General features: G+C 42.3%; 12 protein-coding genes. 7 read left to right on the top strand and 5 right to left on the bottom strand.

Features of this window, described 5'->3' with window-relative positions; all coding sequences use genetic code 11:
- Window positions 1-762 precede the first annotated feature (762 nt).
- Window positions 763-4,347, top strand: a complete 3,585-nt coding sequence (locus tag V7K21_RS07460) for a beta strand repeat-containing protein (protein WP_335172934.1) — start codon at window positions 763-765, stop codon at window positions 4,345-4,347.
- 1,101 nt (window positions 4,348-5,448) lie between these two features.
- Entirely contained in the window at window positions 5,449-7,695 is a 2,247-nt protein-coding gene (locus tag V7K21_RS07455; RefSeq protein WP_335172932.1) for a beta strand repeat-containing protein, read from the top strand.
- Window positions 7,696-7,782: 87 nt separating this feature from the next.
- Here V7K21_RS07455 and V7K21_RS07450 read toward each other — a convergent pair whose 3' ends face one another.
- Window positions 7,783-9,129, bottom strand: a complete 1,347-nt coding sequence (locus tag V7K21_RS07450) for a DUF58 domain-containing protein (RefSeq protein ID WP_335172930.1) — start codon at window positions 9,127-9,129, stop codon at window positions 7,783-7,785.
- 201 nt (window positions 9,130-9,330) lie between these two features.
- Between V7K21_RS07450 and V7K21_RS07445 the strand changes: the two genes are divergently transcribed.
- Entirely contained in the window at window positions 9,331-9,432 is a 102-nt protein-coding gene (locus tag V7K21_RS07445; protein ID WP_335172928.1) for an IS4/Tn5 family transposase DNA-binding protein, read from the top strand.
- Between the two features lie 43 nt (window positions 9,433-9,475).
- Here the strand turns inward: V7K21_RS07445 and argJ are convergent, their stop codons facing one another.
- Together argJ and gatB are read right to left on the bottom strand one after the other, a co-directional pair.
- Window positions 9,476-10,789 carry a bifunctional ornithine acetyltransferase/N-acetylglutamate synthase gene (gene argJ / locus V7K21_RS07440; RefSeq protein WP_335172926.1) on the bottom strand — a complete coding sequence of 438 codons (1,314 nt, stop codon included), beginning with the start codon at window positions 10,787-10,789 and terminating at the stop codon, window positions 9,476-9,478.
- A 652-nt stretch (window positions 10,790-11,441) separates the two neighbouring features.
- Window positions 11,442-12,917, bottom strand: coding sequence for an Asp-tRNA(Asn)/Glu-tRNA(Gln) amidotransferase subunit GatB (gene gatB, locus V7K21_RS07435; protein ID WP_335172924.1), 1,476 nt, complete (start codon window positions 12,915-12,917; stop codon window positions 11,442-11,444).
- Between the two features lie 129 nt (window positions 12,918-13,046).
- Between gatB and V7K21_RS07430 the strand changes: the two genes are divergently transcribed.
- Window positions 13,047-13,169 carry a hypothetical protein gene (locus tag V7K21_RS07430; protein ID WP_335172923.1) on the top strand — a complete coding sequence of 41 codons (123 nt, stop codon included), beginning with the start codon at window positions 13,047-13,049 and terminating at the stop codon, window positions 13,167-13,169.
- Window positions 13,170-13,315: 146 nt separating this feature from the next.
- On the opposite strand, the gene V7K21_RS07425 is transcribed toward V7K21_RS07430, so the two are convergent.
- Both V7K21_RS07425 and V7K21_RS07420 read right to left on the bottom strand, forming a co-directional pair.
- Complete coding sequence (locus V7K21_RS07425; protein ID WP_335172921.1) at window positions 13,316-13,678, bottom strand: hypothetical protein; 363 nt, start codon at window positions 13,676-13,678, stop codon at window positions 13,316-13,318.
- A gap of 81 nt (window positions 13,679-13,759) precedes the next feature.
- Window positions 13,760-14,131 carry a hypothetical protein gene (locus tag V7K21_RS07420; RefSeq protein WP_335172919.1) on the bottom strand — a complete coding sequence of 124 codons (372 nt, stop codon included), beginning with the start codon at window positions 14,129-14,131 and terminating at the stop codon, window positions 13,760-13,762.
- A gap of 198 nt (window positions 14,132-14,329) precedes the next feature.
- Between V7K21_RS07420 and V7K21_RS07415 the strand changes: the two genes are divergently transcribed.
- From V7K21_RS07415 to V7K21_RS30615, 3 genes are all read left to right on the top strand, one after another.
- Window positions 14,330-14,680 carry a hypothetical protein gene (locus tag V7K21_RS07415; RefSeq protein WP_335172917.1) on the top strand — a complete coding sequence of 117 codons (351 nt, stop codon included), beginning with the start codon at window positions 14,330-14,332 and terminating at the stop codon, window positions 14,678-14,680.
- Between the two features lie 572 nt (window positions 14,681-15,252).
- Entirely contained in the window at window positions 15,253-15,489 is a 237-nt protein-coding gene (locus V7K21_RS07410) for a hypothetical protein (RefSeq protein ID WP_335172915.1), read from the top strand.
- Between the two features lie 763 nt (window positions 15,490-16,252).
- Window positions 16,253-16,575: PAS domain-containing protein (locus tag V7K21_RS30615; protein ID WP_442948856.1), on the top strand; the 323-nt coding region annotated here is incomplete at its 3' end.

The following is a 16,575-nucleotide window of genomic DNA, read 5'->3' as shown; positions in this document are numbered from 1 at the left end:
AAATACATGAAAACTGCTGTAAACAAAATCATCCCGTGATTCAGCAACGCCAAGTAAAAATATATATTATGTATTACTCCTTCAAATATTTGCCTACTGCTTTCTGCTTTGTTATTGCCTAGAAACTAAAAGAATATGAAGAATACACAAAGTTCAGTATTTATATATAGATTTATCGGTCAATAATGTAAAGAATATGCAAAGATGCTGATTTCAGTATAGACATTTAAGTAAAATATAGACTATGTATTTATTTTGAGACTGTTGAGATGAGATGTTCTCTATTTTCAAGCTAGACACTCACACAGAGTAGCCCACAAGGAGGGCAGAAAAATTTCTTTCCTAAGCAAGAGTCAACTGTGACTATTTTCTCTTTCAGTAAGACTTAGGCACTGACAAAAAAAACCAAATATGAAAGGTGAGTTTTAGGCATTCAATTGTGAGATTTTTTGATGGTTGTTCAGTGATTTCTACTGAACAAAGATGATTAATTTAGCTTGAAATCACCAATTCTCGTGAATAAACACGCTGATTAATTTGTACAGTGCTTAAGATTTAGATAGTTTGAGATAGTTAGGTTCGATTCTACGTACAAGCCTTTTGATCGGCTGAATCTTCTAGAAATATTACTGTTCCTTAAGGGTGACGGATAAAGTATGCCGAAAACGTCAAATTGAGGCGAATTTTTCTGCAGGAAAATAGCACTTACAGCAGATTGAGAACTGAAGTTATTGAAAAAATCGATTTAGGTAGGTAAAAGTTATGGCAAATATCATTGGAACCAACGGTAATGATACCCTAGTGGGCAGCGACAGCGCGGACACAATTAACGGGAAAGCCGGGGATGATACTATCACAGCTAATCAGGGCAACGATACTTTAACTGGTGGCGGTGGCAAGGATAAATTTGTCTACAACTACAGCTACAACTACAACAACGGCACTGATACCATCACCGATTTCAATGGCGTAGGTAAAGGAACAAACCCGACAGCAGCAGTGATTGCCGAAGTGGACACCCTAAAATTCCTTGGTGCAGGCTTGACTGCCCGAAATCTGCTGCTCACACAGAATGGCAACAATCTGGAAATCACCTTTGAAGGGGTATCATATGCCAAAGTCATCCTGAAAGATTTCAAATTAGAAGACTTAGATAACCTGAAAGCTTCTGGTACAAGACCAGCTATTGGCAATATCCTGTTTGATGGGCAAACTAACATCACCGATAGTTTTGATGTCCTAGATGCCAACTCCACTGATACTAGCATCAGCACCAAGAACACGGTGACCTTTCTGAATGACCTGGACAATAACATTACGGGTTTTGATAACTCAGATGATGTCATCAATGGTCAAGGGGGTAATGACAAAATTGACGGCTTGAGTGGCAACGACTTGGTGCGGGGTGGTACGGGGAATGATACTCTCATTGGTGGTACAGGCAATGATACTCTTGTTGCTGGTATAAGGAATAACAGCCTTGGTGGGATTGGTGACAATAACTCGGATGTTAACTATTCATTAGGCAATAACCTGCTATCTGGGGGCGATGGCAATGATTTTCTCTTTGCCTCTGGCTACTACGACTACAATGGACTTATCTATTATGCCTCAGGCAATAACACCCTCAACGGTGGTGCTGGTAACGATATCTTGAATGTTGATGGTTCAACAGGCAATAACCTACTCAATGGTGGCGCTGGTAATGATACCATTACATTTAGCAAGGGTAACAATACCTTAACTGGTGGCGGTGGCAAGGATAAATTTGTTTACCACTACGACTACGGCACGTATGACACTGATACCATCACTGATTTTAATGGCGTAGGTAAAGGAACAAACCCGACAGCAGAAGTCATTGCCGAAGTGGACACCCTAAAATTCCTTGGCGCAGGCTTTACTGCCGTAAATCTACTGCTTACCCAGAATGGTAACAATCTGGAAATCACTTTTGAAGGGGTAGATAAGACCAAAGTCATCCTGCAAAACTTTGCCTTGGAAAACCTGGATAACTTGAGCAAATCTACTGGAGCCACTGTAGACTTGGGCAATATAGAGTTTGATAGGCAAACTAGCCCTATCGACAGCTTTGATGTCTTCAATGCCAACTCCACCCAAAGCACTATCTTCAACAAAAATACAGTCACCTTCCTTAATGACCTCTCCAACAATGTTAATGGCTTTGACAAATCAGATGATGTCATAAATGGTCAGGGGGGTAATGACATCATTGACGGCTTGAGTGGCAATGATATGCTCAGAGGTGGTACGGGCAATGATACTCTCATTGGTGGTGCGGGGAATGATACCCTCGTTGGTGGTACAGGAAATAAGTTTAGCTTGAATGCTAGCGGTTCAACAGGTGATAACCTCCTATCTGGGGGCGATGGGAATGATTCTCTCTCCATTTCTGGCGATGACGACTACAATACATATGGAGATATCTATTTTGCCTCTGGCAATAACACCCTCAACGGTGGCCTTGGTAACGATAGCTTGAATGCTAGCAGTTCAACAGGTGATAACCTGCTATTTGGGGGCGATGGCAATGATTCTCTCATAGCCTCTAGCTACGACAACCGTAGTATTGGCACCTCAGGTAATAATACCCTCAACGGTGGTGTTGGTGATGATAGCTTGAATGCTGACTATTCAACAGGTGATAACCTGCTTGATGGTAGTGATGGCAATGATTATCTCTCCGTCTCTGGCTTCCAGTACTACTCTTTTGTTGGTGCCTCAGGCAATAACACGCTTAACGGTGGTGCTGATGATGATTACTTGACTGCTGACTATTCAACAGGCAATAACTTCCTCTCTGGAGGCATTGGTAATGATACCTTGAATGTTAGCGCTTCAAAAGGCGATAACCTACTTAATGGTGACGATGGCAATGATTATCTCTCCGGCTCTGGCTATATTACCAGATACGGCATTGTTAACTCTTTAGGCGATAACACCCTCAATGGTGGTGCTGGTAACGATACATTTAATATTAACTTTTCAAAAGGCGATAACCTACTTAATGGTGGCGATGGCAACGATTCTCTCATAGCCTCTGGCTACTCTGACTACTACGCAGGATTCTCCACCGCTTCGGGCAAGAATACCCTCAACGGTGGTGCGGGGAACGATACATTGAATATTGACAATTCAACAGGCAATAATCTGCTGGATGGAGGCGATGGTAATGATTATCTCTCTGGTTCTGGCTACTACCGCAACGACTTCGACCAAAGTTTTTATTTTGTCACATCAGGCAATAACACCCTCAACGGTGGTACTGGTGATGATACATTAAATATTGACTATTCATCAGGGAATAACCTCCTCTCTGGTGGCGATGGCAATGATTCTCTCTCCGGCTCTGGGTTCCAGTATAACGACTACTACGGGCGCAGTTTTACCACATCAGGCACTAACACCCTCAACGGTGGTGCGGGGAACGATACATTGAATATTGACAATTCAACAGGCAATAACCTGCTCTTTGGAGCCGATGGCAATGATTCTCTTAGTGCCTTTGACGCCTCTGGCAATAACACCCTCAACGGTGGTGCGGGGAATAATACTCTTATTGGTGGTACGGGCAATGACTACCTCGATAGTGGTACTGGTAACGACCTGCTGCGGGGTAATGCGGGAAATGATACTCTCATTGGTAGTGGAGGTACTAACACACTCAACGGTGGCACTGGTGACGATTACTTAAGTATTAACTCTTTGGGTTCTGACTCTTTTGATGTCTTTAATCTGCTCTCTGGGGGCGATGGTAATGATTCTCTATTTTCCTCTTTTTCCAATGGAGCAGTAGGCTCCAGTTTAAATACCCTCAACGGTGGCACTGGTGACGATCACTTAATTGTTAATGGTCCTACTGGTTCAAACATCCTTAACGGGGGTGATGGGAATGATTATCTCTCCGTCTCTGGCTTCTCTAATTCTAATTATAATAATAACACCCTCAACGGTGGCAATGGGAATGATACCCTCACTAGTGCCAATGGCAATGATATCCTGGTAGGTGGCAACGGTAATGATACCTTTGCCTTCAGTAGTTACAATGACGGCGTTAATAGTATTAATGACTTCAACGCCACTAATGACCTGATTCAGGTATCGGCTTTTGGTTTCGGTGGCGCGTTATCAACACCTTCACTTCTGAAAAGTCAGTTTACCATCGGAACATCTGCAACGACCACTGCTCAACGATTTATCTATAACAGCATTACAGGTGCGCTGTACTATGACCAAGATGGCAGTACGGGTGCATTTACTCAGGTAAAATTTGCACAATTATCTGCTGGATTGTCACTAACCAACAATAATTTTGTGGTTGTTTAATCATAATTAGCGTTCTTCTATCACTAAGCGGCACGCAATGGGAGATTCTATTTTAAGTACCTCCCATTAGATTGTTCAATACAATTGCTGTTAGCAGATAGTAGATGTTGGATTTTGTTCCTCAGCTTTGGGCATGGGTGCAAATAATTTGCAAGTGTTCATGTCTGCGCTGATAATTTTAGTAGCCTATAGCGATTCTTACTTAGATAGAAAACATTGCTAGGCGATCGCTTAATCTTGATCATAGCCGCAACTACGCCCAACCCAGGCGTTAGCGTTGGCGTCGCCTCTGCTAGAGAAGCTTACTTACCATACCCCTACGGGGAGCTTGCTACGTGTAGCGTTCCGCAGTAAAGGTATCGCTGCGATCAAAGTCAAATATGTATTTTTTGATCAGTCCTTCAAGCATTTGCCTGCTGCTTTCTGCAAATAAATAATTGCCTATAAACTTTAAAAATGTGAACAATAGACGAATATAAGTATTAATATACACTTGTCGGCAAATAATATCAAGAATATGTAAAAATTCTGTTGAAATCAGTATAAGCGTCTAAATAAATATGCTAGTACCCAGTAATTATCGGGTTATTTAGATGTTCCCTCTTTTCAAGCTAAACACTCACTGGCAATAGCTTATAACGAGCCCATAAAAATATCTATTCTCTTTTAAGAGTCAATTGTTGGCTATTCTGAAGACAGTAAGACTTAAGCATTAATAACAAAAGCAACTATCAAGTATGAGTTTTAGGCATTCCAGCTTGATTTTTCGAGGTTTTTTCAGCGAAGGCTGGTTTAGGCTATGCCGAAGTTACTGAATCAAGGATAATTAAAAAAAAGCCTAAAACTATGTATTTGACTAGAATGCACACGCTGATAATTGTGTACGGTGTCTAAGATTTAGATAGTTCTCAATAGTTGGCAAGTGTTATTTACAAGCCATTTAAAGGGTGAATCTTCGAGAAATATTACTGATCCTCAAGAGTGAAGTTAAACTATGCCGAAAATGTCAAATTTTGGCGAGTTATTTGTTCCCTAAAACAGCACTAACAGCAGATTGAGAACTTTCGTTACTCAAAAAATCGATTTAGGTAGGTAAAAGTTATGGCAAATATCATTGGAACCAAGGGTAATGATACCCTGCTGGGCGGTAACAGCGCTGATACGATTAACGGTCTTGGAGGCAACGATACCATCATAGCTAACAAGGGTAACGACACTCTGATTGGTGGCGGTGGTAAGGATAAATTTGTTTACAACTTGGGTGACGGTACTGATACAATCACCGATTTCGCTGGCATTGGTAAAGGTGTAAATCCCACAGCACCAGTGATTGCCGAAGTGGATACCATAAAATTACAGGGTAGTGGGTTAACTGCCCGAAATCTGCTGCTTACCCAGAATGGCAGCAATCTGGAAATCACCTTTGAAGGGGTGCCTGATGCCATAATTATCCTAAAAAATTTCAAATTAGAAAACTTGGAGAATTTGAAAGCTTCTGGAGCCACACCAGCTATCGGTAATATCCTGTTCGATGGGCAAACTAGCATCACCGATAGTTTTGATGTCCTAGATGCCAACTCCACTGATACTAGCATCGGCATCAAGAACACGGTGACCTTCCTCAATGACCTGGACAACAATATTACGGGTTTAGATAACTCAGATGATGTCATCAATGGTCAGGGGGGTAATGACAAAATCGACGGCTTGAGTGGCAATGACTTGCTGCGGGGTGGTACGGGGAATGATACTCTCATTGGTGGTGCGGGCAATAATACCCTCAACGGTGGTGTAGGTAATGATGACTTGAACGCTAACAGTTCAACAGGTAATAATCTGCTCTCTGGGGGCGATGGGAATGATTCTCTCACCGTCTCTGGCTACCAGTACACCAACTACCCAGATGACGACGACCTTCGCTCGTCTGGCAAGAACACCCTCAATGGTGGGGCTGGTGACGATAACTTGAGTGCTAGCGGTTCAACAGGCGATAACCTGCTCAATGGTGGCGATGGCAATGATTCTCTCTCCGTCTCTGGCTACTACAAAGGAAATCCCTACTTCAATAATGACTCTCGCTCGTCTGGCAATAACACCCTCAACGGTGGTAGTGGTAACGATACCTTGAGTGCTAACGGTTCATCAGGCAATAATCTACTCAATGGTGGCGATGGCGATGATTCTCTCTCCATCTCTGGCTACTACAGCTACACCCCCTACGAAGATCCGTACGAACCCCGCGACCTCTCCACCACATACGACTCTCGCTCGTCTGGCAATAACACCCTCAACGGTGGTGCAGGTAACGATAACTTGAATGCTAGCGGTTCAACAGGCGATAACCTACTCTCTGGGGGCGATGGCAATGATACTCTCTTTGCCTTTAATGCCTCTGGTAATAACACCTTCTATGGTGGTTATGGCAATGATATCCTCACTGGTGGCCGTGGCAAGGATAAATTTGTTTACAATTTGGGCGACGGCACTGATACTATCACTAATTTCAGTGGCGTGGGTAAAAGAACCGACCCGACAGCAGAAGTAATTGCCGAAGTGGATACCATAAAATTCCAAGGTGCAGGCTTAACTGCCCAAAATTTACTGCTCACTCAGAATGGCAACAATCTGGAAATCACCTATGAAGATGAGGCTGATGCCAAAGTCATCCTGCAAAACTTCAAACTAGAAAACTTGGAGAATTTGAAAGCTTCTGGAGCCAGACCAGCTATCGGTAATATCCTATTTGATGGGGAAACTAGCATTATCGACAGCTTTAATGTCCTGGATGCCAACTCTACTGATACGAGCATCGGCATCAAGGACACAGTGACCTTCCTTAATGACCTCTCTAACAATATTACGGGTTTAGATAACTCAAATGATGTCGTTAATGGTCAGGGCGGTAATGACAAAATCAATGGCTTGAGTGGCAACGACTTGCTACGGGGTGGTGCGGGGAATGATACCCTGATTGGTGGTGCGGGGAATGATACCCTGATTGGTGGTGCGGGGAATGATACCCTCTATGGAAATAATGGTATTGATACCTTTGCTGTCAATAGTTACAACGAAGGCGTTGATTTTCTTTATGACTTCAATGCCACCAATGAAATCATTCGGGTATCGGCTGCTGGTTTTGGTGGCGGGTTATCAATCGGTTCACTTCAGACAAGTCAGTTTACCCTTGGAGCATTTGCAACGACGATCGCTCAACGATTTATCTATGATTTTTCTACAGGTGGACTGTACTTTGACCAAGATGGCAGTGCGTCTGGATTTACTCAGGTAAAATTTGCACAATTATCTACTGGATTGTCACTAACTAAAAACAATTTTTTGGTTGTCTAATCGTGATCATAACTCTTTCATCACTTTAGACATGGATTGTGAGGTGCTGAAAATAGCACCTCGTATTCGATTCATCAATGTAATTAGCTAAAGCTGATTTCGCGCTTTGAGTTGCAGATATCGCTCAACCAACTGATCGGCAATTTGATTTGCTGGTGCATCTAGTATCAATACACCTTTTTGTTTCAACTGAGCAAATGCTACTTGTCGTTGCATTAATAAATCGAGTGCCACTGCACGGGCATAAGCATTTGTAACATCATCTGTGAAAATATGTGCCAGACGATCAACTTGCGGATCTCGCAGAGTAACGCAAAATGGGAGATAGCGGGGTGCTAGCTTGGAGAGTGCGGACAGGAGTTCTGTCGAAGCGGTGATATCAACTAAGTCGGTAATCAGCACTACCAGCGCCCTGCGAGTTTGACGCTGCAAAACATATGTCACCGCCCCCAAATAATCAGATTCAAATAACACTGGTTGAATTGGAGTCAGGCGATCAATTAGCTGATTCAAATGATGTTGACCACGTTCTGGGGGAATCCACGTATGCATCTGGCGGTCAAATACACCAATACCCACGCGATCGCCTCGATGTAAACCCGCCAATGCTAAGGATAAAGTTGCATTCAAACCCCAGTCGAATCGCTGCAAATTCTGCACTTTTGCTGTCATCAACCGCCCGCGATCAAGCAAGATCAGTAAAGTTTGTTCCTGTTCTGGTTCCAGAACCCGCACTAGTGGCGTTGCATTCCCATAGGCCCCAACCCGACGGGCGGTAGCTTTCCAATCAATAAACCGCAAATCGTCACCAGTGCGATAGTTCCGCAGTTCGCCAAACTCTGTACCAATACCAGTTTGGCGAGATTGGCGGATTGATCCTGATGATTGCAGTGTCAGCCGAATTGTGAGCGATCGCAACCCCATTAAATCAGGATAAACTTTCACTGGCAGACTTTGGGGAATTTGCCAATCATCCCAAGCTAATCCCCAAAGTCCCAACTGTCGGACTTGAATATTTCCCCAAGGAAACTCTCCCCGCTGTGTCGGGTTGACGGTATACGTCAATTCTTGGGTGCTGTTACTCTTAACAATAGCCCGGAGTGCGGGTGCAGATACGCCAAACCCTGTTGGGTAATAATCGCAGATTTCAATTAAGGCGTTGGCATTTGGCGATGTTACTTTTAGGATCACCGGATTATCCCGCCCAATCGATAATCGTGACGGTAATTCGCGGGTAATTTGCACGCGAGAACGCCGTACCTGCAAACCATCTACAACCATCAATCCTAGAACGATCGCATCAAATAGCAAAGTGATGGCGATGGTTGCTCTAATGCTGAGAAATAAGGATAGGATCGGGGCGTAGGCGTAGCCCGCCGTAGGCATCACTATACCCAAAACCAACAATAAATAAACTCGTCTGGAAGGAACCATTTTTTAGAGTCAGAAGTTAGGAGAATGACGATTAGCTTAACCTACCTCATCATGGGTGAATGGCACTAACTTAAGCTGAAGGGTAGGCAGCGGATCTGACTTTTCCCGTTAAGTCTCGAAAAGCTTGCCCACAAAGGATTTAGGAAAAAGCACAGCATATACAGTACAGTAATCGAAATCGGGTGCTAAAGGTGACAAACAATGCTGAACTGGTGGGAGAAAAATTTTGTAACCTGTGAGTTGGGAGATCGCCGATTGAATGAGCGTGCTATGTCAATAAGCTTCGCTTTAAGTCAAGGATAGAGACAAAACGTGAAAAGTCAGGTTGTAAACAAGTCGGAGTAGTTCATGTTGTGTACTCGGCGTTAATCTTCACGTAGTCATAACTCAAATCGCAACCCCAAGCTTTACCTGCACCATGACCGTTGCCAACGCTGACTGCAATGATCACTGGATTATCTACTCGTTGAGCCTTGATAGTGCTTCTATCAAAGGATAAATCATTACTATTATTGGTGGCAATGAAGTCTTTGGGCAGGGAAGAATCAGCAGCAGTTTGTTTCAAATAAACGCTTGCTGCTGCACGATCAAAGGTTAAAGGTTGCCCATTTTCTAACATTAAGAAATCCCCTAACTTAATTTGCAGGTTTTCTTGCTCAAAGGGCACACCTGCACGTCCAGCAGCAGCGGCGATGCGTCCCCAGTTGGGGTCACGTCCAAAGATTGCAGATTTAACTAAGGATGAGCCAGCGATAGTTCTGGCTATTTGCCGGGCTGAGAGTTCATCGTGGGCCCCTGTTACTTCCACTTCAATTAGACAGGTTGCGCCTTCACCATCACGAGCGATCGCTTTGGCTAAATGCTGACAAACTGCTGTTAACATGGCTTCTAATTTCTCTGATTCTGCGCCCAATTCTGTAATTGCTGGGGTGCGAGATTGACCATTTGCCAAGGCGATTAAGCTGTCGTTAGTGCTAGTATCACCATCCACGGTAATTGAATTAAAGCTTCTATCAGCTGCTCTTGCTAACATCTGCTGCCAAAGAACTGATGAAACCGCTGCATCACAAGTAACAAATGCCAGCATGGTTGCCATGTTGGGGTGAATCATGCCAGAACCCTTGGCAATACCGCCAATTCGTACCGGGCGTTCGCTTATAGTTGTCTCTAGGGCAATAGATTTTGTTACCAAGTCTGTGGTGATAATGGCCCCGGCGGCAGCATCTGAGCCTGTTTCTGATAGTGCTGCTATTACCTTGGGAATCCCGCTTCGCAAAGCATCCATCTTAATTCTTTGACCAATCACGCCAGTGGAAGCCAATAACACAGATTCAGATGGGATATTCAGTGCTTGGCCTACTGCCATAGCCGATTCTAGAGTATCAAGGTAGCCTTCAGTCCCTGTAGCGGCGTTTGCTTGTCCAGCGTTGCAGAGGATGGCACGAGCGCTATGTTTGGCTTGCAAGCGTTGGCGACAATATTCTACGCAGGCAGCTTTAACTTGGCTGGTGGTAAATACACCCGCTGCGATCGCTTCCACCTCTGAGAATATCAAAGCTAAATCTGGCAACCCCGAAGGTTTCAACCCTGCGGTAATTCCCGCCGCCTGATACCCCCTTGGTGCTGTGATGCCACCTGTTATTTTTTGCCAATCTGCCATTATTTTTCCTTACAACTATCAGGTTGGATAGGTCAACCCCTTTGGGGAATTCAAAATTCAAAATGACGCTCGCAGACTCGCTCTAAGCGAAGCCATGCCGCAGGCTTTACGCTGCGCTAACAAAATTCAAAATTAAAGTATTTCTACTTGTTGTGAGTTGATTTACTGATGGCAATAATAATGCACGAGTTGGCGATTAGCATAATTGTTTTTACCTTTCTTATGACAAAACACAAAAGCGAAAAAGGAGAGCGACCCAAGGGGCTCTCCAGATAATCACCATACATTCTTTTTCTACTAGTACCTTAATTAACTCAGTGTTAATACTTGTCTATTGAAATTATTTTTAATAATGTTATGAGTTTATCCGTAAATCCCACAAAAATAAAATAAAAAAGAGAGCCACTTAGGCAGCTCTCCAGATCATCAGGGTGCATCTACTTACCACACTATATCATTTTATGTATGCGGGTTGTCACCAGTTTTTATGTGAAGATTCTGTGAAGAAGCACCGGGAAAATACTTACTTGGGGCATGGGGCAATTCAATTTCGGATAATGGAATTGATGATTTTAGATTAAATTTCAATCCAAAATCTGAAATTCTTACTCCTGTGCCCCCCTCACCAAGTATTGTTGACTATGACAGACTACTAGACGTTCAATTTTTTCTCCACCAATTCGTTAGTCAGCTTAGGATCAGCACGTTTGGCTGTCTTTTTCAGAACTTGTCCGACAAAGAAGCCTTTGAGGTTGGTGTTACCGTTGCGATACTTTTCTAGTTCTTTGGGATTGGCGGCTATTACTTCATCAACGATGGGTTCTAGTACACTAGGATCGGTGATTAACTCCTGACCAGCAAAGGCTTTGTCTGGAGAAATACCACTGAGCAAATCTGGCAACTTTTCTTTAGCTTGAGCATTGCTAATTTTACCCGTTTCAATGCGAGTGATGATATCAGCTAAATTGGTGGGAGTCAGGGCGATTTCAGTAATACTGAGTTTTTGCTTATTGAGGTGGGCTGCGATATCTTGAGTAATCCAGTTTGCAGCAGCTTTCGGATTTGCTCCAGCTGCGATCGCAGTTTCAAAATATTTCGCTACGGGATGATCTTCTGTCAACACTCGCGCATCGTAAGCCGAAAGCCCCAACTCACTTTCATAATGATGGCGTTTTTGGGCTGGTAATTCTGGTAATTCGCTGCGCCATTGCTCTAATTGGGCATCTGACACCTCAATCGGTGCTAAATCTGGTTCGGGGAAGTAGCGGTAATCGCTAGAACCTTCTTTTACCCGCATACTACTTGTGCGCTGAGTGCCTTCTTCCCACAGACGAGTTTCTTGGATAATCCTCGCGCCTGCTTCGATGGCGGCAATTTGGCGCTCAATTTCGTAGTCAATTGCCCGTTGGATGGCGTTGAACGAGTTCATGTTTTTAATTTCTACCTTGGTGCCAAATTCCTCTCGCCCCACCGGACGTACAGAAATGTTGACATCGCAACGCAGAGATCCTTCTTGCATATTGCCGTCACTCACGCCGAGATACCGCACAATCCGGCGCAACTCTTCGGCATATTCAGCAGCTTCTAGTCCAGAACGCAGGTCAGGTTCTGAGACAATTTCCACCAACGGTATACCTGCGCGATTGTAGTCTACCAGAGAATAGGAAGAACCGGAAAGGCGCTCGCTGCCTGCATGAACCAATTTTCCAGCATCTTCCTCCATATGCAGACGCGTAATGCCAATACGTTTGCGAATAGGGTTGCCCTCAGCATCTACCAATTCAATTTCTAACCAACCATGTTCTGCGATCGGTAGATCATATTGAGAAATTTGGTAATTTTTGGGTAAGTCCGGATAAAAATACTGTTTACGGTCAAATTTGCTATATTTAGCGATTTGACAATTTAGTGCCAAACCAGCTTTTACGGCGTATTCTAATACTTTTTCATTGAGTACAGGTAAGACCCCAGGTAAACCCATACAAACCGGGTCAATGTTAGTATTTGGGTCAGCACCAAATGCCGTAGAGCTATTAGAGAAAATCTTGGTATTGGTACTCAGCTGACAATGGGTTTCTAGACCAATAATCGCTTCATACTCAGTTTTTACGGTCGTAGCAGTGGTCATAATATCAATATTTTGGCATAATCCTTCTAGTAGTACTATTGTAGCGGCGTATTGAGTTGCCTTGAAGACGGTTATTTGGGTGAGTAATGCTTACCCTCTTTAGCTTGAAAAGGAAGATGCAAACCTAAGGTGAAGAAAATCTTAATTATTGGTTCTGGGGGTACTGGTAAATCTACCCTAGCCCGCGAACTGCGAACCATCTTAGACTTACAAGTCATCCACTTAGATGCTTCCTACTCTAATCCTGGCTAGCTTGAGACTATTACCAGTAACCAAAGATAAATTACTATAAAAAGGTATTAAATTCAATAAAGTTCATTTAAGAATTTCTTCCTTCTCTCTGTGTCCTCTGCGCCTCTGTGGTTCGTTAAAAAATTTAACTTTGACAATTCTGTGACTCAAAATCTGTATTTTAAATTTTCTAAGATTTGTTTAGCGCAACTACTATAGCGAGATTTTTCTTTCTTATTCATTTCTATCACTATTGGTTCTATCAATTCCGCTTGAAAATGATAAATTGATAACTCTGACCAACATTTAGTTAAGCAATATATTTGATCATAAAAAGAATTCCACACTTGATATAATTTCCGGCAATTCGAGCCTGCTAATTTTAGTTCTTTCTGAAACCGCGCTAGTACCATTTGAGGTAATTCAGAATTATTTTTACGATAGATAGCAAAGAATTTTTGTTCATCGCATTCCACCAATCCTGATTCATCTATATAAGCTGCATCTGTTTCCCAAACTTCTGCACTCACTTGCATCATGCTTATTAAGCTGACATATTCTAGTGTGACCGTAGAAAGTTCTGATACATAAACTATGGGAGAGGGATAGTTTTATTGCCAGTCTTCTACTATACAAAGATGTATCCTATCAAAACCAAAAATTGGAATCAGAGGTTTACCTATATATTTGACTTGAGATTTTTCAAAAACTTTTACCGTCTCGATTCCTCCTTGCGGGCTACATAGTGTCATTGTGCCATAGTAAGGGGCAAAAACTGTATCCCAGTTTTCGGTTTCCCGGCTCCAACCTCCACACCACTGATAAAGTTGGTAGACTTCTTGCGGTAACTCATAGGGTAAAATTTTAAATATTTCTTCAATCTCCTCTAAGAGTAAGCCAGGAGGCAATTTTTCCGCAACATCTGGATAATTACTCTCTAGATAGGCACGAATGCAATTTAAAGCGTTAAGTAATTTTGACACAAAAAATATTCTTAATAATTTAAACATTAAATAAACATTAGCACTCTCAGCTTGTTACTGCTAATTATTGACTGAGGTTTAATGCCTATGATATAGACAAAAACTATACTTTTTCTAGATGCTTTAGTTACTTTTCAGACATTATATTATAAAAAATTAAAGCTTTACTGCAAGTAATTTAAAACTGAGAGTACTAGCATGAAATACACTTTTGATATTGTAGGAGTATCTCCACTTTTGCAGTTTTTTAATCATCAACAGCAAAATGGGCAAAAACCACCCCACCAAGGCGTCGAATATTTGGGAATGTATACGTGTACACTAGATACGTTTCTAGAATCGGTAGAATCAGTTCCAGCAAAGTGGGGTTGGAATCTAGATCAAGTGGTGGATACCGTGATTCAGTTTTGGTTGAACAACTCAGACAGTATTCGTTATTGGAAAGTGCGTTTAAGTGATGCTGGGAAGGATAATTTACTAGTCGCAAGATTGGCGGATATAACCGCCTTACAAGCTGAATTTGAATCGCTACTAGATAAGAAGTGGTGAAGAGATACGTAGAATTGAAGAAGAATTCAAGAGCGGAGCAAGAGTTGCTCCGCCTCCTGTTAAAATCAATAGTTTTCTCTGTTATTCTCATTTTCAAGTGCTTTAAGAATTTTGAGATATAAATTTTCCTATAAAAAACGTAAATGTCCGCAATATGGCTTTACTGAGCGCACTTATAGAAAATTTAAGAGTGTGTCTGCGCCCATTAATCTTAGGCACGTTATTGTTCATTTTCATCTGAGTTTAAAGAGTACTTTTTAAGACATTAATATTTCCTTTACCACTGATACTGACTTTACTTTTGCGTATGCATACAAATCATGCAAACCCAATACTTGCCAAACTTTCTGCTTAAACTTTGTTGTGTCCTGAAAACAATTGCAAATTAAGGTTTTGAGGTTCATAGCCACCTGAAAATTCCAACTTAGCTAGTCTAAAATATAGCGTTAAGTGTTGACAATCTATAAATAATCGAATAACAAGGTGGCAGCAGCATTAAAAAAAGCGTTAGTGCATTCCTACCTAGAAACTAATTGACGCCCTTGATGAAATTTCATACGGATAAGATAATTATGCCAGAAAATACGGATAACAAAGCTACCAAATCAGACAATCAGGCTATTGCTTATAAAGAACGCCTCAATTCTTGGGCGATCGCTCGTCTACTTCCTAATACACAACGGGAAATTGTTGCTCGCTTCCGCAGCCGTTCTGATGCCGATGGCTATATGCGGCACCTCCCCCAGGAAATACCAAATGCTTCCTACATGGTTGTTTTTGATTGTCAACACGAAGTTGCTGTGATTTAAAGTACAAGTATAGACAATAGACCTATTTTGTAAATAGGAACAGCTTACAGGTGATAGGGAACAGGGAAAAAGATTTTGTTCTAAATTGTGTTCGCGTAAAGGGTGCTTTATCCTGACTCTGTTCATGAGCGTCTCTTGCAAAAGGGACTTTTGCACTCTTGTGGTGAAAAGGGAAGGGTTAAAGGGGAAGGAAAATTCAATCCCTATAACCCTTGCTCTTAATCCCCACTACCCTTTTCTTGTGATCATGGGTGTAGCTTGCTTAAAAGTAGCGGTACAAGAAGTCTGCCTCTGGACGTATACGCACTTGTAGTAAAGTTAGGGCATGATAAAAGAATTAAAAATGCGTAGGCGTAGCCTGCCCTTAAACATCGCTTACACTCCAGATTGTAATTCACCACATTTACGATGTTTAAATTTTGGATAATGGAATTATTGGCGGAGCCTCTGGTAGAGAAGATTCAAAATCCAAAATTTAATGCATGTTTGAGAGCAGGGAAATTTAAACATGAGACTAATTCTATTATCCAAAATCTAAAATTAATTGACAAGCAAGTAACTTGATTGCTGGGGTGAATATAAATTCTATTATCTAAAATCCAAAATTGATTGACGCTTCACTTAAAAATTCTGGATATTGCCAACGAGCATATTGACCTTTGTATTCTACCTTTCCAAATCCGAGTTTCTGAGCCACCCTTGATAATTCACCAAACAGTAAGCCTTTGCGCGTCTATGTTGGTGAGCGAGTAACTTAAAGTTTATTCCCATCAGCGACACATTAGCGATCGCCGAGTGGTACGAGGAAAATTTTTGGGTCAATCATCTGCATCCAGATGACAAGGAAAAGTCTGTTCGTTTTCGCCAAGAAGCAACTGCTAGGTGCGAGAATCACGAATTAGAATACCGGATGTTAGCGGCTGACGGGCGAGTTGTTTTGCTGCGAGACGTTGTTAGCGTAGTTGAGGAAGCTGGAATTCCTACTATGCTGAGCAATACTTTTCGGTTAAGCCTAAAAACGGGTAAATTAAGAGTTGTACCTGAAAATCAGCAGCTAAATGCAACTCAAAAAATTTTCGTTGGTCG

It is taken from the genome of Nostoc sp. (assembly GCF_036919595.1).
GTDB lineage: Bacteria > Cyanobacteriota > Cyanobacteriia > Cyanobacteriales > Nostocaceae > Nostoc.
This window is presented reverse-complemented; position numbering and strand designations above follow the sequence as displayed.

Bases quoted from the DNA above. Each gene is read 5' to 3' on its own strand.
- V7K21_RS07460 (WP_335172934.1), top strand. From the start codon at position 763: ATGGCAAATATCATTGGAACCAACGGTAATGATACCCTAGTGGGCAGC.
- argJ (WP_335172926.1), bottom strand. From the start codon at position 10,789: ATGGCAGATTGGCAAAAAATAACAGGTGGCATCACAGCACCAAGGGGG.
- V7K21_RS07445 (WP_335172928.1), top strand. From the start codon at position 9,331: ATGCTGAACTGGTGGGAGAAAAATTTTGTAACCTGTGAGTTGGGAGAT.
- V7K21_RS07410 (WP_335172915.1), top strand. From the start codon at position 15,253: ATGCCAGAAAATACGGATAACAAAGCTACCAAATCAGACAATCAGGCT.
- gatB (WP_335172924.1), bottom strand. From the start codon at position 12,917: ATGACCACTGCTACGACCGTAAAAACTGAGTATGAAGCGATTATTGGT.
- V7K21_RS07455 (WP_335172932.1), top strand. From the start codon at position 5,449: ATGGCAAATATCATTGGAACCAAGGGTAATGATACCCTGCTGGGCGGT.
- V7K21_RS07450 (WP_335172930.1), bottom strand. From the start codon at position 9,129: ATGGTTCCTTCCAGACGAGTTTATTTATTGTTGGTTTTGGGTATAGTG.
- V7K21_RS07415 (WP_335172917.1), top strand. From the start codon at position 14,330: ATGAAATACACTTTTGATATTGTAGGAGTATCTCCACTTTTGCAGTTT.